Annotated in this window: 16 protein-coding genes and 1 pseudogene; 8 read left to right on the forward strand and 9 right to left on the reverse strand. The window is 67.0% G+C overall.

Features of this window, described 5'->3' with window-relative positions; all coding sequences use genetic code 11:
* Nucleotides 1–9: 9 nt before the first annotated feature.
* Nucleotides 10–1,656 carry a malonate decarboxylase subunit alpha gene (gene mdcA / locus M0D43_RS08485; RefSeq protein ID WP_252164288.1) on the reverse strand — a complete coding sequence of 549 codons (1,647 nt, stop codon included), beginning with the start codon at nt 1,654–1,656 and terminating at the stop codon, nt 10–12.
* A gap of 188 nt (nt 1,657–1,844) precedes the next feature.
* On the opposite strand from mdcA, the gene M0D43_RS08490 reads away from it, so the two are divergent.
* Both M0D43_RS08490 and M0D43_RS08495 read left to right on the forward strand, forming a co-directional pair.
* On the forward strand, nt 1,845–2,381 hold the full coding sequence (locus M0D43_RS08490) for a PadR family transcriptional regulator (RefSeq protein ID WP_313905074.1): 537 nt from the start codon (nt 1,845–1,847) through the stop codon (nt 2,379–2,381).
* Nucleotides 2,382–2,704: 323 nt separating this feature from the next.
* Complete coding sequence (locus M0D43_RS08495; protein WP_260808122.1) at nt 2,705–3,499, forward strand: siderophore-interacting protein; 795 nt, start codon at nt 2,705–2,707, stop codon at nt 3,497–3,499.
* Nucleotides 3,500–3,572: 73 nt separating this feature from the next.
* Here M0D43_RS08495 and M0D43_RS08500 read toward each other — a convergent pair whose 3' ends face one another.
* The 6 genes from M0D43_RS08500 to M0D43_RS08525 form a co-directional block, all read right to left on the reverse strand.
* A complete protein-coding gene (locus M0D43_RS08500; protein ID WP_260808123.1) occupies nt 3,573–4,853 on the reverse strand; it encodes a histidine-type phosphatase in 1,281 nt (426 codons plus the stop codon).
* Nucleotides 4,853–7,354, reverse strand: a complete 2,502-nt coding sequence (locus M0D43_RS08505) for a TonB-dependent receptor (RefSeq protein ID WP_260808124.1) — start codon at nt 7,352–7,354, stop codon at nt 4,853–4,855. The genes M0D43_RS08500 and M0D43_RS08505 overlap by 1 nt, the downstream gene beginning before the upstream one ends.
* 245 nt (nt 7,355–7,599) lie before the next feature.
* Nucleotides 7,600–8,685: a FecR family protein gene (locus tag M0D43_RS08510; protein ID WP_260808125.1), complete on the reverse strand. Its 1,086-nt coding sequence runs from the start codon at nt 8,683–8,685 to the stop codon at nt 7,600–7,602.
* Nucleotides 8,678–9,196 (reverse strand): RNA polymerase sigma factor, encoded by a 519-nt coding sequence (locus M0D43_RS08515; protein ID WP_260808126.1) that lies wholly within the window; start codon nt 9,194–9,196, stop codon nt 8,678–8,680. Before M0D43_RS08515 ends, M0D43_RS08510 begins: the two co-directional genes overlap by 8 nt.
* Nucleotides 9,197–9,608: 412 nt before the next feature.
* Nucleotides 9,609–10,346, reverse strand: coding sequence for a YceI family protein (locus M0D43_RS08520; RefSeq protein ID WP_252164294.1), 738 nt, complete (start codon nt 10,344–10,346; stop codon nt 9,609–9,611).
* A 209-nt stretch (nt 10,347–10,555) separates the two neighbouring features.
* Entirely contained in the window at nt 10,556–11,146 is a 591-nt protein-coding gene (locus M0D43_RS08525; protein WP_252164295.1) for a malonic semialdehyde reductase, read from the reverse strand.
* Nucleotides 11,147–11,280: 134 nt separating this feature from the next.
* Here M0D43_RS08525 and M0D43_RS08530 point away from each other — a divergent pair, with 134 nt between their 5' ends.
* The 3 genes and pseudogenes from M0D43_RS08530 to M0D43_RS08540 form a co-directional block, all read left to right on the forward strand.
* Nucleotides 11,281–12,240, forward strand: a complete 960-nt coding sequence (locus tag M0D43_RS08530) for a mitochondrial fission ELM1 family protein (RefSeq protein ID WP_260808127.1) — start codon at nt 11,281–11,283, stop codon at nt 12,238–12,240.
* Between the two features lie 212 nt (nt 12,241–12,452).
* Nucleotides 12,453–12,629 carry a DUF2145 domain-containing protein gene (locus M0D43_RS22160; RefSeq protein ID WP_313905458.1) on the forward strand — a complete coding sequence of 59 codons (177 nt, stop codon included), beginning with the start codon at nt 12,453–12,455 and terminating at the stop codon, nt 12,627–12,629.
* A pseudogene (locus M0D43_RS08540) lies at nt 12,568–12,927 on the forward strand (hypothetical protein); the annotation flags it as partial. The gene M0D43_RS22160 and the pseudogene M0D43_RS08540, both read left to right, overlap by 62 nt.
* 297 nt (nt 12,928–13,224) lie before the next feature.
* On the opposite strand, the gene M0D43_RS08545 reads toward M0D43_RS08540, so the two are convergent.
* Nucleotides 13,225–15,105: a S53 family peptidase gene (locus M0D43_RS08545; protein ID WP_260808128.1), complete on the reverse strand. Its 1,881-nt coding sequence runs from the start codon at nt 15,103–15,105 to the stop codon at nt 13,225–13,227.
* A gap of 800 nt (nt 15,106–15,905) precedes the next feature.
* Between M0D43_RS08545 and M0D43_RS08550 the strand changes: the two genes are divergently transcribed.
* Entirely contained in the window at nt 15,906–16,466 is a 561-nt protein-coding gene (locus tag M0D43_RS08550; RefSeq protein WP_260808129.1) for a VUT family protein, read from the forward strand.
* Nucleotides 16,467–16,561: 95 nt separating this feature from the next.
* Here M0D43_RS08550 and glnE read toward each other — a convergent pair whose 3' ends face one another.
* Nucleotides 16,562–19,387: a bifunctional [glutamate--ammonia ligase]-adenylyl-L-tyrosine phosphorylase/[glutamate--ammonia-ligase] adenylyltransferase gene (gene glnE, locus M0D43_RS08555; RefSeq protein ID WP_252164298.1), complete on the reverse strand. Its 2,826-nt coding sequence runs from the start codon at nt 19,385–19,387 to the stop codon at nt 16,562–16,564.
* A gap of 162 nt (nt 19,388–19,549) precedes the next feature.
* Between glnE and M0D43_RS08560 the strand changes: the two genes are divergently transcribed.
* Both M0D43_RS08560 and M0D43_RS08565 read left to right on the forward strand, forming a co-directional pair.
* Nucleotides 19,550–20,068 (forward strand): cupin domain-containing protein, encoded by a 519-nt coding sequence (locus M0D43_RS08560; RefSeq protein WP_252164299.1) that lies wholly within the window; start codon nt 19,550–19,552, stop codon nt 20,066–20,068.
* Nucleotides 20,068–20,985: an SMP-30/gluconolactonase/LRE family protein gene (locus tag M0D43_RS08565; protein ID WP_260808130.1), complete on the forward strand. Its 918-nt coding sequence runs from the start codon at nt 20,068–20,070 to the stop codon at nt 20,983–20,985. Before M0D43_RS08560 ends, M0D43_RS08565 begins: the two co-directional genes overlap by 1 nt.
* Nucleotides 20,986–21,069: the final 84 nt, after the last annotated feature.

The following is a 21,069-nucleotide window of genomic DNA, read 5'->3' on the forward strand; positions in this document are numbered from 1 at the left end:
GCTGAGCCCTTACCAATTGCGGAAACGTTTCGGCGGGTCGTACAACCCACCGGACCAGCGCACCAGATCCTTGACCGTGCGCGCGGCCAGCAGATCGCGGGTGGCATCGCGCGGACGAATGCCCAGATCGTCCGGTCGCTTGATGACGCCGCGATCGCGCAGGTTTTCGACCATGCGCTTGTCGCGCCCCAGGCCGACCGCGGTGTAACCAGACACGCCACGGATCGCCTGTTCGCGCTCTTCCGGCGTGCGGCACAACAGCAGGTTGGCGATGCCTTCTTCGGTCAACACGTGGCTGACGTCGTCGCCGTAGATCATCACCGGCGGCAGCGGCATGTTGGCGCGCTTGGCCAGTTCCCAGGCATCGAGCGTGTCGACGAACGCTGGTGCCATGTGTTCGCGGAAGGTTTCCACCATCTGCACCACCAGCTTGCGCCCGCGTGGCATTTCACCGGGCTTTGCCGCTTCACGTCCGGCCTTGAGCCAGGCAGCGCTGGCATGCCGACGGCCGCGCGCATCCGAGCCCATGTTGGGCGCGCCGCCGAAGCCGGCGATGCGGTCGCGCGTGGCAGTGGAGCTATTGCCCTGCAGATCGATCTGCAGCGTAGAGCCGATGAACATATCGCAGGCGTACAGACCGGCGGTCTGCGACAGCGCACGGTTGGAGCGCATGCTGCCGTCGGCGCCGGTAAAAAAGATGTCAGGGCGTGCGGCGATGTATTTCTCCATGCCTAGCTCGGAGCCGAACGAATGCACCGATTCGACGAAGCCTGATTCGATCGCCGGGATCAGCGCTGGATGCGGATTGAGCGCCCAATGCCGGCAAATCTTGCCCTTCAACCCCAGCGATTGGGCGTAGGTGGGTAACAGCAACTCGATCGCTGCGGTGTCGAAGCCGATGCCGTGATTGAGCCGGTCCACACCGTACTCGGCGTAGATGCCCTTGATGGCCATCATCGCCATCAACACCTGGATCTCGGAGATCTGCGCCGGATCGCGGGTGAACAGCGGTTCGATGTAATTGGGTTTGGGCGCCTGGGTGACAAAGTCCACCCAGGCGGCCGGAATATCCACGCGCGGCAGGGTGTCGACGATTTCATTGACCTGCGCGATCACGATGCCACCCTTGAACGCAGTGGCTTCCACGATCACCGGGGTATCTTCGGTATTGGGGCCGGTGTAGAGATTGCCGTGGCGATCGGCCGCCTGTGCGGTGACCAGTGCGATGCGCGGGGTCAGGTCGATGAAATAGCGGCCGAACAATTCCAGATAGGTGTGGATGGCACCGATCTCGATGCGGCCTTCGCTGACCAACCCGGCCAGGCGCGCGGCCTGCGGGCCGGAGAACGAAAAATCCAGACGCTTGGCGATGCCGCGTTCGAACACATCCAGATGCGCGGCCAGCGACAACACCGATTGCACCATGTGCAGGTCGTGCACGCGCGCAGGGTCAACTTCGGTCAGGCAGCGCGCCAGGAAGTCGGCCTGCTTCTGGTTGTTGCCTTCCAGACACACGCGGTCGCCGGGCTCGATCACTGCTTCCAGCAACGCCACCACATCGTCAGCGGCCACCACGCACCCCTGCGGCGCCAGTGCGGCGGCGCGCTGCAGGCGCTGGCGCCGGCTTTCGGCCTGGATGTCCCACTGTCGACTCATGCCTCTGCCTCGCCGGGCCAGGCCCGTAATGTCAAAGTAATTACATCGTAATTATGAGAGTGACGCGTGTCCAGTCGCGTTGCAGCATCTGCATTTTTCGCTGCAGGGTCGGTCAGCCACACGACAGGCAAGCGCTTGTGCACCCGCGCAAGGTCGATATATCGTTTCGCCGTGCTTCGATATATCGAATGAAACCTAATACACCCTCCCCTGCCCTTGCCGATCTAGACGCGGCGCCTGCCCGTGGTTTCGGTGCGGGCGTGCGAATGCGTCCGCTGGAGCACGGCGATCTGCGCCTGCTGCTGCTCGCGCTGATCGCCGAGCGCCCGTGCCATGGCTACGCGTTGATGCGACAGATCACCGCGCTCTTCAAAGGGCTGTACACGCCTAGCGCCGGCACGATTTATCCGGCGCTGGCGCAGCTGGAAGCCGCCGGCTGGGTGCACACGGATCTGGAGGCCGGCCGTAAGCGGTATCACGTCACCGCCGTCGGTAGCGACTACGTCGCGCAGCAACGCGACGCGCTCGACGCCGCGCTGGCCCGCACCCATCGGCGCGCGCGCGCGTTGATCAAGTCACAGACCCCGGCACCGATTCGCGCTGCGATTCATCGCATCAAGCACGGCCTGTTTGCGCGGCACGGACAATGGACAGAGGAAGAAACCAAACGTATTGCTGCCCTACTCAGCGCCGCCGCCGACGGCATCGAGCGCGACGACGACTGAGTACGCGTGGCGCTGTGATCCGACGCCAGCCGCTGCCGGCTCGATTGCGCTGTGCGACAGGTGCACGTCATCGCCGTGTTTGCGTTGCGGATGGAGGTGATGTGCATGCGACGCACTCCATGCGTTTCAACGGCATGAGGCTTCGCCACGCCCGCATCTACCCTGCCTGGCGCCTTCTCCCGATGGGAGAAGTAACTGCGCCGGATGACAGCGCACAGGTCAGACACTCACGCCTTGATTTATTCACCACGGCATCGATTTCGTCACCGCTCCATTTCCCCCAACAGCGCACACATGTGCGTGCACTCCAGGACTCGACCCCCATGGCCAGCCACACCAACACCCAAGTCCGTCGCGACACGCGCCTACGCTCCGTCCAGGTGGTGCGTTGCGAAGAGATCACGCCGCAGATGCGCCGTCTTGTTTTCGGCGGTAGCGACCTGGCCGGCTTTGAAAGCGCCGCGCCCGACGATCACGTCAAACTGTTTTTCCCAAATGCCGACGGCGACTTCGTGCTACCGACCATGACGCCAGACGGTCCGCGCTACGAGGAGGGCGCGCTGCCATCGCCCGCGCGCGACTACACGCCACGCCACTTCGACCCGCAAAGCGGCGAGTTGAGCATCGACTTCGTGCTACACGGCGACGGCGTGGCGTCCCGTTGGGCCGCGCACGCACAAACCGGTGACCCACTAAAGATCGGCGGCCCGCGCGGCTCGTTTCTGGTCGCCGACGACTACGACCACTACGTGTTGATCGGCGACGAAACCGCATTGCCGGCCATTGGCCGCTGGCTCGAAGCGATGCCCGCCGACATGCACGCGGAGGTGTTCATCGAGATCGCCGACGCCGCCGAACGGCAGGAACTGCTCAGCGCGGCCGAGGTGCGGGTGAACTGGCTGGAGCGCAATGGCTTCGATGCCGCCAGCAGTACCTTGTTGGAAGACAGCCTGCGCGATTACGAGCCCGAGGACGGCGATACGTTCTACTGGATCGGCGCCGAGTCGATGCGCGCGCGCGCCATGCGCAAGTTTCTCGAAGAGCACCTGGGCGTGGACAAGGAGTGGGTGCGCGCTAAAGGCTATTGGAAGGCGCGTGCCGAGCACGGCGAGGAATGAGGGCACGCAGCCTGCGACGTGTCTCGACGCTCCGCAGGCCTGCTGCGCCCGCACTCACCGTGCATGACCCACGCTAGGGCTGCGCCGGCCAGGACTGCATGGCCGGCAGTGCCGTTTGCACCTGGGCCGGATCCAGACGCGTGCGCAACCAGGCCAGTGCGACCGGCAACGGGCATGCCGCCCGGCCGTGACAACCGGGCAACACCAGGGTGGACGAGGCCAGCGCATCGCCGTCGAAGCGCCCGCTGCGCAACGCCGACAGGCTCGGCATCAGGGTCCGCACGCGCAGCAACGGCACGCCGTTGCGTTCGAGCACGTCCAGCACCAGCGCACCGCCGGGCGGATAGTCATCCGGGCGATCGCTGCGATGCCACTGCACGCCCATCAATCCACCGAGCGTGGCCAGGTTAGTGTCGTGGCCCACCAGTACCAGCAGCCGCGTGGATGGCGGCGCCAGTGCCGCCACCGGCGGGTCTTGCCCGACCGCCGCCTGCACCGTGGCCAGCAGATGCGCGAGCAGGTTGGATGCCGCCGCGCTGGCAACCGGCAACGAACGCTTGCTTTGGGCAAACGAGGCGTTGTGCAAGGCAATCAACTGCGCCACCGCCGCGCGATCCACCCGCCCCCAGCCGCGTTGTGCGGCGTCGAAGCCTTCGACGTCCTCCAGCATCAGATTCTCGGCCAGGCCGCCGGCCAGCTTGAGCGTGCTGGCTGCGGCCGGCGATCCATCGCGCGTGGCCGGATCGTAGAGCAGGCTGGTAGGCGGCGGCGTGGCGCAGCGTCCGTGCTGGCAGGCACTCAACACCGCCTGCAACTGCGCCAGCCGCACGCGCGTGTCCGCTTCCAGCTGCACCGGCGGCGCCGGCACCTTGCCGCCATCGAACAAGGTATTGCGCGTGCCCTCGGGCAAGGCCTGGTAGTGCATGGCGCAGTCCGGCGCCATGCCCTGCAGCAACGCCTGCGCACTGGCGTGATTGCGGGCGGTGCTGTCGGCGATGGTGACGATCTGTTCGGTGCCGTCGCAGCCACTCGCGGGTAGTCCGAGCGGCGGGGCCAGCAGCGCGCGATAGCGTGCGCCCAACGTCTGCATGCCGGCCCGTCCGTGCGGCGTCAGCTGGCCCGGTGCCACCGGCCAGTTCGGCCATTGCTGCGCGCTGTAGCGATCCAACTCGCTACCGGACTGCGTCGGTGCGCGAATGCCATGCCGCACCAGCACGATGGTCAGGCGCAGCTGCGCGGTTGCTGCGACGGGCTCTTTCGCGGCCACTGGCGCCGCTGTCGGCAGACACAGCACCAGACTGAGCAGTGCTCGCCGCAACATCCTGGAAAGACGATCGGTGCGCCTGGTCTGCATCAGAAAGTCGCCGACAGATCGAGGAACACCCCGCGGCCGGCCAGGCCGAAGTACAGCGGCGCGTTATCGGTCGAGCGCGTGCCGGCGTAGCCGATCAGCCGGTGCGTATCGAGCAGGTTATTGATCGCCAGGCTGAGCGAATAGCCCTTGAGATTCCAGGGACCATGGGGGCTGCGATACCCGCCGGCCGCATCCAGGCTGGTGTAGGACGGCAGCCGCTCATCGTTGCCGAACACCGTCGCGCCGCTGGCATCGGTGCGGTTGTCTACGCCGTAGCGCGCGCCGATGAACTTGTCCATCAACGAGCCATACCAACCGGTGCCGCTGTTGTAGAGCATGCCCAGTGTGGCGGTGACGTGCGGGGCCGCCGCCACCTGCACGCTACTGCCCTTGTAGGTGGCCTCGTTGTAGCTGGCGTTGCCGTACACGCTCACGGTCGGGCTCAGCGCCACGGTGGCTTCGCTCTCGATGCCGCGGTACACCGCGCCACCGCCGTTGACGAAGGCCTGCTCGGTGCCGCTGCTGGTCGCCACGCGCGTCTGGCTGATGAAGTTGCTGAAGTCGATGTGGTACACGTCCACGCCGAAGGTCAATCCACGATCGGCGTAGCCGGTGCCCAACTGCATGTTGGTGGTCAGTTCCGGATCCAGTCCGCGCGCGCCATTGAGTTCGATCACATCGATCGGCGGCGCCAGGAGGCCACGCGCGACCTGCGCATACGCGCTCCAGTGGTCGTCGATGGCATCGTGCAGGCTCAGCGAGGGGAGCCAGGCGTCATAGCTGGCGCGCGTGTACGACGGCAGCGGCGGCGTGGACTTGTTCACCTCCGCGCTGAGTCGGCGCGCCACATCGGCGTAGCGCAGCCCTGGCGACAGCGTGAGCGCATCGCTCAGGCGCCAGGCGTATTCGACATAGGGCTGCGCGGTGTCGGTGCGGTCCTTGAGCCGGTAGTTATCCGCGTTGCCGTACTTGGTGCCGGTCGGCATACCCGTGCTCATGTCCAACGGCGTTTGATAGCGATGATCCAGCGCACGTTCCAGCCACACGCCGGTTTTGAGCTCACCCGGGCCGAGGTCGCGCGCCAGCCGCAACACGTCGCCGAACGCAAGATTGTCGTTATCGGCCCGCTTGCCCGGGACATTGATGGCGGCCTTGCCGATCTTCTTGCCGGCGGCGTTGTAGAAGGTGACGCCGTTGTCCTTGAGGCTGTCGCTGGTTGGCTCGGTGGTCTTGTCGGCGCGGTGGTCGAAGGTGTTGGCGTAGACGCGGTTATCCACGTCCCAGCCGCCCCACTGCGTGAGCAAGGCCAGGTAGCTGAAACTGGAGTAATACGCCGCATCGTTGTAGCCGGTGTAATTCTGCAGTGCCGGATCCTCACCCAGCCCGGTGCGCCACCCGTTGGCGGCGATCTGCGCCTTGGTGGCGCCCTGCACGGTGTTCTGGTGTTCCTGGTTGTAGCTGGTGACGAAGGTCAGCGTGCTGGCCTCGCCCACGTCGCTGATGGTCTTGATGAAGGCGTGTTCGCGGCGGTCGTCGGTGCCGTCGAGATAGGTGTCGCTGTGCTCCTTGGACAGATCCACCAGCAGGCGCGTGCCGCTGCCGAGATGTTGCTCCACGCTGACCCCGCCGGCGACCGTGTTCCAGCTGCCGACCGTGCTGTAGGCGGTGACGCCGTCGACCGTGCCGGGATCGCGCGAGCGCAGGCCGACGGTGCCGCCGAAGGTGGCGTTGCCGATGGTCGCGCCGCCACCCGGGCCACGATCGATTTCCGCCTGGCCGAGGATGTGGTTGTTGAAATAGGCCGAAGTGGTGTGGTGCAGATCGCTGGCATCGCCGAAGGGAATGCCGTCGAAGGTGATGTTGAACTGGCCGTCCTGGAAGCCGCGGATCGAAATGCCTTCGTTCTTGCCCATGCCCGGCCCTTCCGGCGAGGTGACGCTGACGCTGGGCGCGTACTTGATGATGTCGTCGTAATTGGCATTGAAGCGCAGCCCATCGCGGATGAAACGCTCATCGATGACCGAGGTGGGCTGGATCGCGTCCAGCGGCGGGGCGCTGGGTGCGAGCGTATCGACCTGGTTGGCCACCACGGTGACCGGTGCCAGATCGCGTGCCGCGCTTCGGTCGGCGCTGGCTTCCGCCGGCGCCGCCTTGGCAGCCGATGGAGGCGCCGGCGCGCTGGTCGGCGCGGCTGGGGCGATGCTCAGCGAGGTGGCAGTGAGCTGGCGCGCGGCCAGCCCGGTACCGCCGAGCAGGCGCTGCAACTGCGCCAGCGGCGCCAGCCCGGCCGGCGCACCGGGGCTGCGCAGGTGCGCGGTCAGCGCCGGATCGTAGATCAGCTGCAACCCGCTGGTCTGGGCGAATTGCTCCAGCGCCGTATCCAGGCTGGCCGGAGCGATGGCCGGCGCCGCCTGCGCCGACGGTGTGGCAGCGACGGCGGTCAGGGTCGGCGGCAGGGCGGTGAGCAGCAGGGCGATCTGGAGGGCGAGCGGGTGGCGCATGGGGACGTCATTCCAACAGGAGTGAGAGGGAGATCACGCGGGTAACGCGACCGACCTCGTACATGAGTGGCCGCGTGGGCGCCACGGACACCTCGGCTTTCGTGAATTTTTTTTGACAGGCGCTGTTGAGGCACGCGGGAGTGCGAGCAACGCAGGAGCCGCGGCGGCAGCACTCGGGCGTTGCGAGCAGGCCCAGCGCTGCCCGGCGAGCGCGAGCCCGGAGCGCAGCCGCCATCGCCCAAGTGTCAGCGCGCGGTGCGCACCGTCACGCGCGCCTGCCCGCGCTCCACGCGCACACCCGGCATGGCAGACACATAGGCGAGGAAGGCGGCGTTGTCGCGCAGATGGAAGACGCCGCTGACGCGGCGCTGGGCCAACCGCGGGTCGTCGATCTCCACGGGCACCGAAGCGAAGGCATTGAAGCGGCGCGCGACCTCGGCCAGCGGCTGGTCGTGCAGGCTGACGCGGTCGGGCACCCAGGCAGTGGCGGCGGCCAGATCGGCGTGCGGCTCCAGCGCCAGTACCTGCCCGCCGGCATCCAGCTGCGCTTGTTGACCGGCACGCAGATCGGCCAGCACCGCACCGGTGTCGCGCCAGCGCGCCAACCATCGCGCCGGCTGTGCGTGCACTTGCACGTGCCCGCTGAGCACGGTGACGCGTGCCGCCGCACCATCGTGCTGCACGCCGAACACAGTGCCGATATCGCGCAGCAACACGTCGCCGGTCCGGACCTGCAGCGGTCGGTGTGGATCGCGCCCGACATCGAACAGCGCCGCGCCTTGCAGAAGATCGATGCGGCGCCGTTCGGGCGTATAGCGCACGGCGATCGCGCTGCCGCGATCCAGTTGGACGCGGCTGCCGTCGGGCAGATCGACGATGCGTCCTGCCGCCGTGGCACGGTAGACCACGCCGTCCGGCACGGCCGGCGGCGTCAGCAGCCAGCCGGCACTGAGCACCGCAATCGCCACGCTGGCCGCCAGCGCCCACCGGCGCGCAGGAAAGGCGCGTTTGCGCGCCGCACCTGCAGCGCCCCCGCGTGGCAACGGGTCGAACGCCGCGATGCGCCGCAGCGGCACCACCACCCCTTCGTCGTGCAGCGCGCGCCGGCACAAGTCGTCGGCCTCGATGGTTTGCTGCTGCGCTGCCAGCGGCAAGTCGGCGAACAGCCGCACAACTGCCAGATACTCGGCGACATGCGTCGGCGAGGCACGCAGCCAGTCCAGGAACGCGGCCTGGTGGGACGCACTGGGCTGGCCCTCGTGCAGCAGCAGATACCAGTCGGTCGCGGCTTGCGTGGTGGCACGCGGGCTGGATGGACGTGGCTCAGCCATAGCCCGCCATTCCCTCCCGACACAGCACCACGCCACGCGCGATGTGTTTCTTGACCATCGGCACGGAGATCTGCAGCCGCTCGGCGATCTGCCGGTGGTCCAGCCCTTCGCGGTAGCGCAGCACCATCGCCGCACGGCAGCGCGGCGGCAGCCGCTGCATCAACAGCGCCAAGCGCACGCGGCGCTGCTCGGCATGCAGTTCGCTGTCGGCCTGAAACGGCACCGACAAGGCCTCGTCCACACAGGAGTCGAGCGTGGCGGCAGCACTCCCGTGACGCTGCTGACGCATCCCCTGCTCCTTGAGCAGATTGGCCGCGATGGTGAACAAATAGGCTTCGGGATTGGCGATTTCGCCGGCCTGCACCTGACTGCGTTGCAGACGCAGATAGACCTCCTGCACCAGATCTTCGGCATCCCAGGCGGGCGCGCGACGACGCAGGAAATAGCGGTTGAGCGATGGCCGCCACTGCAGGAACAGCCGGGACAGCAGCGGCGATGCATCGGAGCGCAAGACGAAAGACAGCCGGCCATAAGAACGCCGCTCAGGCTGCGTGGACTGGATGACACCTGGATGACAGCGGCCGCGCCTGTTGCCGCACGTTGCACTTGGCGCGTAGGTGCCCTTAGGTGCCGGCGATGGCGTCGGTGCCGGCGATCCAAAGAATCGAAACATCCACGCTACGGAAGACGCCTACAAACATGGGCGTCAGCTGCACATCGGCGAACGCGATGCGTTTGGCCGGGGATTAGCGGGGCCAGGAGAGAACGGCCCCGCCCTGCAAGGTGCCCAGACGCTGCGGTTTCGGCTGCGCCATCGATGCACACCGCAGCGCGGTCACACCCACCGGGATTGCACCTGGCTGCCGCCTACAACGACAAAGGCCCGCCGAAGCGGGCCTTTGCCTGGACAGCAGCGAGCCCGATTACTTGGCCGCGGCATCCTTCGCAGCCGCATCGCCCGCCTTGGCCTGCAGGGCTTCGGTGGTGATGCGGATCTTCACTTCGTCGCTGACGTTCGGGGCGTACTGGCCCAGACCGAAATCACTGCGCTTGATGGTGGTGGTGGCGTCGAAACCAGCCGCCGGCACCTTCTTCATCGGGTGCTCGCCGGCACCGTTGAGGGTGACGTCCAGCACGACCGGCTTGGTCTGACCCTTGATGGTCAGATCGCCAGTGACGGTCAGCTTGTTGGTGCCGGCCGCTTCCACCTTGGTGCTCTTGAAGGTGGCGGTCGGGAACTTGGCCGCGTCGAAGAAATCACCGCTCTTGAGGTGTTCGTCGAACTTGGCGGTGAAGCTGTTCAAGCCGGACAGCGGCAGGGTGACCTGCACGGTGGACTTGGTCACGTCGGCCGCGTCGTACACCAGGGTGCCGTCGACATTGCCGAAGTGCGCGCTCGGGTTGGAGAAGCCGAAGTGGCTCCACTGCGCCAGCACGTCGGTGTGCGACGAGTCCAGGGTGTAGGTGCCCGATGCCACTTCCACGGCCGGGGCGGTCGAGGCGGCAGGCGCCGGTGCCGGCGCAGCAGCGGCGTCGGCCGGAGCGGTGGCAGCAGGCGTGGTTTCGGCGGCTGGTGCTGCAGTGTTGTCGGCCGGCTTGGAGCAGGCGGCAATGGCCAGGGTCAGGGCGAGCGGCAGCAACAGCTTGTGGGTGGTCTTCATTGAAACTCCATGTGATGAGAGACGCGTTGGTTCAACGCGGGTGGGACAGATGCAGACGGACGAGGACTGCAGGAAACCGAGAGACCATGTACGTCGAGACGGCGAGCCAGATCAAGCGGTCGGCCGGCGAACGGCCAACTGCATCGCTTAAATGCGGCAGGCATGTGCGGTGTGCCGAAGCTGGCGCACGCATGCATGCATGCATCGCCTTACTCCAAGCGCGCGGCTTCGTCGAAGCTCAGGCGTGGCGAACGCGGGAATAGCCCGGCCGGGTCGCCGTAGCCAAGATTGATCAGGAAGTTGGACTTGATTGGCGTGCCCGCGAAGAACGCCGCATCCACCTTGGCGTTGTCGAAGCCGGACATCGGGCCGGCATCCAGTCCCAGCGCACGCGCGGCCAGGATCAGGTAGGCGCCTTGCAGCGAGCCATTGCGGAACGCCGATTCGGTGCGGCCTTCGCGCGGGCCGTCGAACCAGCTTTTGGCGTCGGCATGCGGGAACAGGTACGGCAGCTTTTCGTGGAAGTCCTCATCGTGCGCCACGATCACCGTCACCGGCGCGGCCAGGGTCTTGGCGGCATTGCCCTCGGACAACGCCGGCTTGAGCTTGGCCTTGCCCTCGGCGCTGGTCACGAACACAAAGCGCGCCGGACAGCTATTGGCCGCGGTGGGGCCCCACTTCACCAACTCATACAGCTCACGCAGCACCTCCTGGCTGACCGGCTTGTCGGCAAACGCGTTCTGCGTGCGGGCGGTGCGGAACAGCTGATCCAGTGCGGCGGCGTTGAGCGAGTCGGACATGAGCACTCCAGAAGAAGGGGTGGTGCGACGGTAGGCTGCGGCGTCGGCGCCAGTGTGAAGACCCGCAGTGTAGAGTGACGCGATTGCCGCCACACGCGTTCAATCTGAAACAAATCTATGTCGGATCTGAAACGATGGGCCTGACCTGGGCGCTGAGCGACGGCCGCGCCGGCAATGCGCGTCAGGCCGAAGCACTGGCCCAGGCCCTGTCCGGCACCACCGCGGAGGCCCTGCATCTGCAGGCACGCGTGCCCTGGCGTTGGGCCGCGCCGCGCCTGCTGCCGGCGGCCGCGGCGGCCTTTGGCCCCACGTTCGCCGACCGTCTGCAGCAGCCGCCCACAGTCGCGATCGGTTGCGGCCGCCAGGCGGCGCTGGCCACCCGCTTGCTCCGCACCCGCGGCAGCCGGGTGGTGCAAATCCTCGATCCGCGCCTGGACCGCCGCCACTGGGATCTGCTGATCGTGCCGGCGCACGACGCACTGCGTGGCGGCAACGTACTGCCGGTGCTCGGCAGCCTGCATCCGGTCGATGACGCCTGGCTGGCCGCCGGCCGCGCGGACTTCCCCCAGCTTGCCCGCTTGCCCGGCCCGAGACTGGCGCTGCTGGTCGGCGGCCCGACCGCGCAGGTGCCGTGGACGCTGCAGGACCTGGCAGCGCTGTGCGCACACCTGCGCGAGCAGCTCCGCGCGGCCGGCGGTAGCCTGCTGATCACCGCTTCGCGACGCACCCCACCCGCGGCGATCGCCACGCTGCGCGCGGCCTGCACCGACCTGCCGCATCTATTGTGGTGCGACCCGCGCGACGGCACGAACCCCTACGCCGGTCTGCTCGGCTGGGCCGACGCCCTGATCGCCACGGCCGATTCGGTCAACCTGCTGTCGGAGGCCTGCGCCACCCGCGTCGCGGTCGCTGCCGCCTTTGCCGAGCAGGCACGCGGGCGGGTGCTGAGCTACCTGCAGGCCTTGCAACAACGCCAGCGATTGCAGGCAACCGCTGAAGTCCTCGGCCTGCACGCCCATACCGCTCCTATCCGCGAGACCGAACGCATCGCCCTGCAGGTGCGTGCACGCCTGCAGGGCGATGCCACCGCGTGATGCAAACCCGCAGACAAGGACGCTCGACCATGACCCAGCCAAGCAAGATCCCACTCCACCTGCACCACGCCCTGGCAGTCCTGCTCCCGGTGATGCCGCTGGCTGCGGTGGCTGCGGTGGCTGCGGTGGCGGCGACGCCACCGTGCCAGCCGCGCTATCCCACCACGCACGCCACCGCAGCGATGTTCGACATGGCCAGCTCCACCGCCGAGATGCTGGATGCGCTGCCCGATCCACGCGTGGTCGTGCTGGCGCGCGGCGGCCAGGGTTTGAGTCGCTATGGCCTGAAACACAGCCACATGGCGTTCGCCATGCGCGACGACGATGGCATCTATCGTCGCTTCTCCGTTCATTGCTTCCTTAACCGCTTACGCCGAAAGACGCGATGACCACCGTCGACCGCGCGTGGGCGCGTTGCCACCGATGCGGGTCGACGCGGTGCACACCCTGCCCGCGGGCGAGCGCGAAGTCCGGCTGCAGGATCCGCAAAGCGCCGAGGCCAACGTGGTGCTGCGCTGGCCAGTGCGTCAGGACGACCCCACGGCCGGCTTTCGCGTTGGCGACATTGTGTCGTTCCAGCCCAGCCCGGCCGGCAGTGGCTGGGCGGTGCATGCGCCGCAAGGCAAGGCGCTGGCGTTCCTGCCGACCAGCGACGCGGCGGCCTGCAACAGCAGCCGCCATTGGTGAGTCCGGCGGGCTGACCAGCAGCGCGCCCGCACAGCGGGCCCTCGCTGGCCGGCGCGTCACGGGCACACGCCGGCCCACTTGGCCGAATCCGGAGAGCAGCGTCAACGACCTGTATGGGGCCGCAGTGGGTTTTCTGCGTCGCTGGCGGCAGCGGTGACGTCCGCCTGACCATCGATCACGTATCGCGATACACACGCCAAGTACTGGCGCACCTGCTGCCAGGCACTGTGCGCTCTACCGGCTTGCTCGCTGCGCCGACAAGGCGACCGCCTCGCCGGCACAGCGGCCAACGCCTGCTTACGGGTTACTGGGGGAACGCGGAATGCCGGCCGGCGCTGCGTCCAGCGCACCGATCATCAACCGCACGATCGGGGTTCCCAGACCGGTGGTGTAGTTGTACTTGCCGGCGATCGGCACGTCGTTGCTGACCACGCCGTTATTGCCGGGAATGCCGCGGTGATAGGCCTCCGGGCCGTTGGCGGCCAGGCGATACAGGTAGTCGTTGAGATTGCCCTGCCGGCCCTGCTTCTGCACCAGCAGCGCGGCCGCGCTGGCGAACTCCGGTGCAGAAACGCTGGTGCCGATCACCTTGGCGATAGCGCCGGCGAAGTAGATGGACACCGAACTGGTGCCCTGCTGACAGGGATGCACGGCGATCCCCCCCGGGCAACCACCGACCAGCATGCCGACATCGGGCAGGCTGCGCATCGAGGTGCGTGTACCGCCCAGCGCGCGCAACTGATAGGCCGGGCGCTGGAATAGCGTGCTGACGCCGCCACCTGCGCCCCAGTAGCCGCCGCTGAGCAGCGCGCCGATGCCATAGGGGTCCTCTGCCTGCAGCGGGTCGGCAAATGCGCTTTCGCTGACGTAGCTCGAGTCCAGGCTGCCCTTCTTGTAGGCGGTGAGCAGGTTGCCACCACCGACCGCGGTCACGTGCGTATCAGCGGCGGGCCATTCCACGCTGGGAATGTAACGGCCGTTCTTGCCATCCACCAGGTACTGCGTGTCCGCGCATTCCAGGCCGGCGTTGTCGCCGCTGGCGGCGACGAAGGTGATGCCCTGCGCATTGCCTTGCTTGAAGACCGAATCGAACAGGCCAAGGATGGAAGTGGCGTCCTTGCCGCTGTTGTAGGCCGCGGTGAAGTACTGTTCGCAGAGCCCGAATGAGGAGCTGACCACGTCCGCCTCATTGTCCTGCACGATCTGTCGATAGCCGGCCAGAATGGAATCAAGGTTGAGATTGGGGATCACGTACAGCAGCACATGCGCGCCCGGTGCGCCGCCCAACGCCATGTCTACATCGAGCGTCGCCTCGCGCGCCGCGGCATCATTGCCGTCCTGCAAGCCGGGCTTGGCGCCGGCCACGTAGCGGCGTGCGTACAGGGTCGGATTGGCATGGTTGGCGGCGTAGCGGCTGAAGTGCTCGTGGTCGAACATCGTGGCGATATCCGAATCCAGCACGTCGCTGCCGATCAGGATAGCGATCGTGCTGCCACTGCCGTCGAGGCGGTGTTGCTGCCCCGGCGCGCCGACCATCGTCTGGTAGGACGGATAGCCGTAGGCCTGCTTGAGATCGTTGTACCAATAGCTGGTTCTGCCATCGCCATAGCGGTTGTCGGGATCGCTGGCCACCAAGCGCGAGTTCATGTGCGCAGGCGGCAGGCCGCGGGTCAAGCCGGTGACAGTCACGCCATTGGCGCGCAGCGCGGCCGGCAGTTGCAGCGGAGCGGCGGCGGCCAGGCGTGCCTGTTGGCCTGCCTTCAGATCGGCGACCAGCGGCGCAGCGAACAGCCGCTCCACACTGTCCGCATTCGCGCTGACATGCAAGGTCGGCCCCTGCTGCACCACGCGCATGTGCGCGGCCTGCAGGACGGCCTGCACCTGCGCGAGCTGCGCCGGTGCAGGGCCGAAGCGACGTTGGAATTCGGCAGGAGATAACCACTTGTGATGCTGCGGCGACAACGGGTCCTGGATCTCCGCAAGGAATGCGTCCAGGCCGGCCTGATCGCGCGACGGCAGATGCACGTCGAAAGACACCGGCGCAGCGCGCAAGGTCGCCGTCATCGCGGCGAGCTTGGCCTCCGGGACTGCCGTGGCAGCGTTGGCGATGCCGACTGCGGCCAGCGTCGCGGACAACGCGACAGCCAGCAGTGGCCGATGGCGAATACGGTCAAGCATAGGTATTTCTCCCGGAGTAATGCGAATAGGCGAGGCCGGAACGGCATCGCAGGGGACGTGCACGTTCTTCGATCGCAGACCCACGGTGCCTGGCCGGATCACCACGCGACCGGATGCATGTGCCGGCTGCGACAGATGGCTGCGCCGGCCGTGCCACTTGCGACATCACCCCGCCGCAGGCGACTAAAGAGGTCCGCAAGCTGTCGGTGCGCACGATCACAACACTGCCTCTTCAGCTGCTTTCCTTGCTCGGCATCGGCATATCGCTGGGCTTGCGAGAGCCGCCATCCTTCATAAGGACGACGCCACCGGTCACGACGATACGTGCGATGTTCACTGCCGAAACGCCGGCGGGCGAGATTGTGTCGCCAACAGCGAGGCGCGCGTGCCTTCTGCTGCGCGTGCCGCTCCCCCGACACGTCGCCGCAGTGATGGCTAAAGCGGCACGCGCTCGCCGCGAGCACATGCAGGTGCGCATGCCGCGCCCATACATCCCGCGACGCCACTATTCGCCGCAGCGAGACCTACCCTTTGTTTGCACTCACCCTGTGCAGATGATGCTGTCGAGGTGCGCGCGCCCACAAACGCATGCGTATTTGCCTACCGATTGCGGTCACGATGCACGCACGCGCCAAGCCGGTCGCACGCGCGATACATGGAGACGGCCCTACGGCTCAACGTCTGCGCAACACGTCATGGAGCCGTCATGTGTGGAGGCCGCGGCAGGCGACCGCATCGCTGCGCTGGTCCATCCCTCCCGCGGCAGGGATAATTGCGTCCCCAATCAACACCGTGTCGCCATGCGCCTTGTCTCGCCACCTGTATTCGCCCCGCTCACCGCCCGCGCATTGACCGGGGCGGTGTTGGCAATGGGTGCGGTGGTGCTGCTGTCCAACATCCTGGTGCAATACCCCATCAACGACTGGCTGACCTGGGGAGCGTTCTCCTACCCACTGGCATTTTTGGTGAGCAATCTGATCAACCGCCGCTTCGGGCCGCGTGCAGCACGCACGGTGGCCTGGTACGGGTTCGCGCTGGCGGTACTGCTCTCGTTCTGGCTGGCGACGCCGCGCATTGCGGTGGCCTCGTGCAGCGCCTTCATTGCGGCGCAATTGCTGGACATCAGCGTGTTCGATCGCCTGCGTAACGGCAGCTGGTGGCGCGCGCCGATCGTGGCCACCACCTGCAGTGCCACCTTGGATACCACGATCTTCTGGAGCATTGCCTTTGCCGGCGTTGGCCTGCCGTGGATCAGCTGGGCCGCCGGCGATCTGGCGGTGAAGCTGGGCATGGGCGTGTGTCTGCTTGGCCCGTTTCGCGCGTTGCTGTGGCGTAGCGCGCCGCGTCGACAGAACGCATGACGCGCTGGCGCGCGCGTTGCTGCCGCGAGGACGGCAACGCATCGTTCTTATCGCTTGCTGCGCATGCATCGAGTGCAGCGCACCCAGCGCTGCACTCACAGCGCTGTTTCATCCTTGCCCAGCGGAAATGCCAGGCCCTGCCCCCGCGCTGCGTTGAAGATGATGCCGCGCGCCTGCTGGATGGCCGGCGTCGGTGCGATCAGGCGCGGACGGCGGTCCAGCGTGCAGCTCAGGCCGGCATCCACGAGCGCTGCATGCGCCTGATGCAGCGGTGCGACGCTGTCATCCGGCAGCCAGCGCACCTGCACCAGCGCGTCGATCAACGCCGGCGTATCGCAAACATCCAGGAGCTGCGGCTGCTGTGCTGCCAAGCCGAGCACGCCGGCCTGCAGGACGAATTCCAGGTCCACCAGACCACCGGCACCTTGTTTGAGATCCAGCCGGCCGGCATCGCTGCGATCCAGTTCGGCGCGCATACGTGCGCGCATCTTGCACACGTCCTCGTGCAACTGCGCCGTGTCGCGTACGCGCATCAGCGTGTAGCGACGCACCTGTGCAAACGCATCGCAAAGAGCAGCATCGCCGGCAACCGCGCGTGCACGCACCAGGGCCTGATGCTCCCAGGTCCAGGCGCGTTCGCGCTGGTATTCACGGTAGCTGGCAAGCGACGACACCAGCGCACCCTTGCCGCCATCCGGGCGCAGCCGCACATCGATGTCATACAGGCGGCCGGCGCCGGTCTCGGCAGCGAGCAATGCCATCACCTTCTGCGCAAGCCGCGCAAACCAGCGTCCGGCCTCCAGTGGCCGCTTGCCGTCCGAGGCATCCACCTCGGACGGATGATCATAGAGAAACACCAGATCCAGATCCGATCCGAAGCCCAGTTCCAGCCCGCCCAAACTGCCATAGCCGATGATGGCAAAGCTGCCGCCGGGCACGTGTCCGTGCGCTGCCACCATTTCACTGCGCGCCAGGTGCAGCACGGTCTGCACCACGGCTTCGGCAAGCCAGGCCAGTTGCCGGGTGCTCTCCACCGCCTGCTGGCGGCCATCCAACGTGGCCAGTGCAATGCGAAAACTCAGTGCAAGCCGGCACTCGTTGAGTTCACGCAGCGCCGCTTCGGTGTCGTCGATGTGCAAGGTGTCGGCGCAGGCCGCGTGCAGCGCTGCGCGATCCGGCAGTGGGCCGCTGATGCGGGTGTCGAGCAATTCGTCCAGCAGCAGCGGATACGCCGCCAGCCGCTCCGCCAGCAGCGCACTGCGCGAGAGCACATCGACCAGGCGTGCCAGCGCGCTGGGTTGCTCGTCGAGCAGGGCGAGGTAGCTGGTGCGGCGCAAGGTGGCCTGCAGCAGGCCAAGCATGCGGCGCACCGCCGCATCCGGCTGGCTGGCGCGGGTGGCCGCGTGCAGCAGCGCCGGCATCACCCGATCCAGCCGCGCACGCGCGCCATCGGACAGTGCGCGCACGCCCGACGACTGCGCAAAGTCGGCCAGCGCCTGATGCGCGCCGCCGGGATCGCTCAAGCCAATCCCCGACAACGGCGCTGCATCGCCCTCCGGCAGCGCGCGCCAGTAATCGGCCAACGTATCCGGTGCGGTAGCGCGTACACGCGGGGCCAGCAGCTCGGCAAATTCGGCCGCAACCCGCGCGCGTTGCGGCGCCAGCGCGTCCAGCAGGGCCGACCACTCCGCGTAGCCCAGGCCTAGCGCAATCCGCTCGCGATCCAGCGCTGCCTGCGGCAATGCGTGGGTCTGCGCATCGCGCAACATCTGCAGGCGATTTTCCAGGCGACGGAGAAAACGATACGCCGTGGTCAGCGCCTGGCCATTCTCCTGATCGATCTGACCTAAAGCCACCAATGCCTGCAGTGCGGGCAGCAGCCGGCGCTCGCGCAGACTCGGCTCGCGTCCGCCGCGAATCAACTGCAGCGATTGCGCCAGAAACTCGATTTCGCGAATCCCACCGGGCCCACGCTTGATGTCGTCCAGACGGTCGTGCCGCGCGACTTCGGCAGTGATGGCCGCCTTCATCTCGCGCAAGCCGTCCAGCGCGGTGAAGTCCAGATACCGGCGGTAGACGAACGGCCGCAGCGTTTCCAGCCAGGCTTCGCCGGCGTCGATATCGCCGGCCACTGCACGCGCCTTGAGCCAGGCGTAGCGTTCCCAATCGCGTCCTTCACGCTGAAAATATTGGTCCATGCCGGCGAACGACAACGCCACGCGGCCGGCGGTGCCGAATGGACGCAGGCGCAGATCCACGCGATGGCTGAAGCCATCGGCGGTGGTTTCGTCCAATAGCTTGGCCAGCTGCTGGCCCAACCGCGCGAAATATTCTTCTGCTGCCAGAGGGCGCGCACCATCGGAGTGACCGCCCTGCGGATAGGCGTACACCAGATCCACGTCCGACGAGAAATTCAGCTCGCCCCCGCCCAACTTGCCCAGCCCGAACACCACCAGGCGTTGCACGCTGCCATCTTCGGCAATGACGTTTCCATGGCGGGTTTCGAATTGCTGCTCCAACGCCTGCAGCCCGCAGTGCAGGCAGTGTTCGGCCAGCCGGGTTGCGCCGGCCAACGTGTCATCCACGCTGTCCTGGCCAAGCACATCGCGCCACACCAGGCGCGTGGATTCGGCGCTGCGGTAGCGCCGCAATTGCGCAGGCCACAGCTGCGGCTGCGCGGGATCGAGCTGCGGCAATGGCAGCGGTGGCGGATCGGGGTGTGCCAGGTGCTGCAGCAATGCTGGTTGCCGCGCCAATGTGTCGAGCGCGAAATCGCTGACCAGTGCCACCTGCGCAAGCTGTCGATCGAAATCGCCGCCCGACCCCACCTGCTCGGCAGGCAGCGATGGACGGACGCGCGCCACGGCCCGCTCGATCAGAGCGGTGAGCGCAGCAGACATGGAAGCGGTAGGCATCGACATGCAGGGATTCTGGCATCCCTGCAACACAGTCGGTGTGCGCATGCGCGAAATGCCGCGCCGCGATTGCAACCGGGCAGGCTGCATTTCGCCGCCTTGAACATCGCGCTTACGCGGCCCTGACGACACCCATGCTGCACTGCGGTTTTCACACGAGGCTTCGCCATGTCGCCCACCACAGTGCCTGCAGCATTGCTGCCCTCGCAGATTCCGCTCGACACCGACGGCAACGACCCTGCGCTGCCGCCCAGCCTCCCCTTCCTGCATCTGTGGACTGGACCGGATGGCAAGAGCTGCCTCAACGCCTCGCAACTGCCCGGCTTCGGCAGCAAGAGCGTGGGTGGCGGCGCGGCACCGCAGTGGTTGCGGCCGTTTCCGGGCGAGGTGCTCGGCATCCAGTTCGCGGTGCTGCCGGTGGGCTGGGTCGGCGACTGGCACGAGAGCCCGCACCCGCAATGGGTGATTCCGTTGCGCGGCCGCTGGTTCATCGAAACCGGCGACGGCACACGTGTCGAAATGGGCCCTGGCGACATCCACTTCGGCCAGGATCAGGGCACCACCGATCAGCGTGGCCACCGCTCCGGCCAGCTGGGCGATACGCCCTGCCTGCAGATGATGGTGCAATTTGCACAATCGCCCGGGGCCGCCACTGCGCATCCGTTCGGCCATCCGGCGCCACGTTGATGGACGGCCACTGCCGCGTTCGCGCACCCGGCGCGGCCCAGCCAGCTGAGTGCCCGCCCCCCGTCACACAGCACGCTGCCGTCGCGGCGCGGCTGGGTAACGCGCGGCTGCACACCCTCTACGACCAGGCCGCCTGGAGCGAAGGTCCGGCCTGGTGGGAGGCACAGCGCACGCTGGTATGGAGCGATGTGGTGGGCCGCCGCGTGCTTGGCTGGCGCGAAGACGGCGCGGTGGACGTGCTATTGGACGCGACCGCCTTCACCAACGGCAATGCGGTGGATGTGCAGCAGCGGCTGGTGCACTGCGAACACGGGCGCCGCGCGATCACCCGCAGCGATGTGGATGGCCGGGCGCATTTGCTGGTGGGCCGTTTCGAGGGCAAACGGCTTAATTCGCCCAACGATCTGATCGTGGCGCGCGATGGCGCAATCTGGTTCACGGACCCGCCCTTCGGGCTGCTCAAGCCCAGCCAGGGCTGCCCGGGCCCGCAGGAATTGGACCATCACGGCGTCTACCGGTTGCCGCCCGATGGCGGCGCCCTGCAGTGCATGGTCAGCCTGGATCATCCCAATGGACTGGCGTTCTCGCCCGACGAACGCGTGCTGTACGTGTCGCAGACGCCCGAAGGCGGCCCGGGCGAACCCGACATCATCGCCTTCGATTGGCGCGCTGGCGGACTGCACAACCGGCGCCGCTTCGCAGTGGTGCCGGAAGGCCTGCCCGATGGATTCTGCGTAGACCGCCAGGGCTGGCTATGGAGCAGCTCCGGCGCAGGCGTGTGCATCTTCGACAGCGACGGCCAATGGCTGGGCCTGGTGCCGACACCGCACACGGCCTCCAATTGCACATTCGATCTGGAGCAACGGCGGTTGTTCATCACCGGCGGCAGCACGCTATGGCTGCTGGAGCTGCAATAAGAGCGGCTACCAGAACGGTTCCGCAGCCGCCAGGCAAGCGTGTTCGAAGTCCGTCATGCGGCGGGTTGGCGCTTGAACCGGCAA

Origin of the sequence: Xanthomonas prunicola (assembly GCF_025266575.1) — a bacterium.
GTDB classification, from domain to species: Bacteria; Pseudomonadota; Gammaproteobacteria; order Xanthomonadales; family Xanthomonadaceae; genus Xanthomonas; species Xanthomonas prunicola.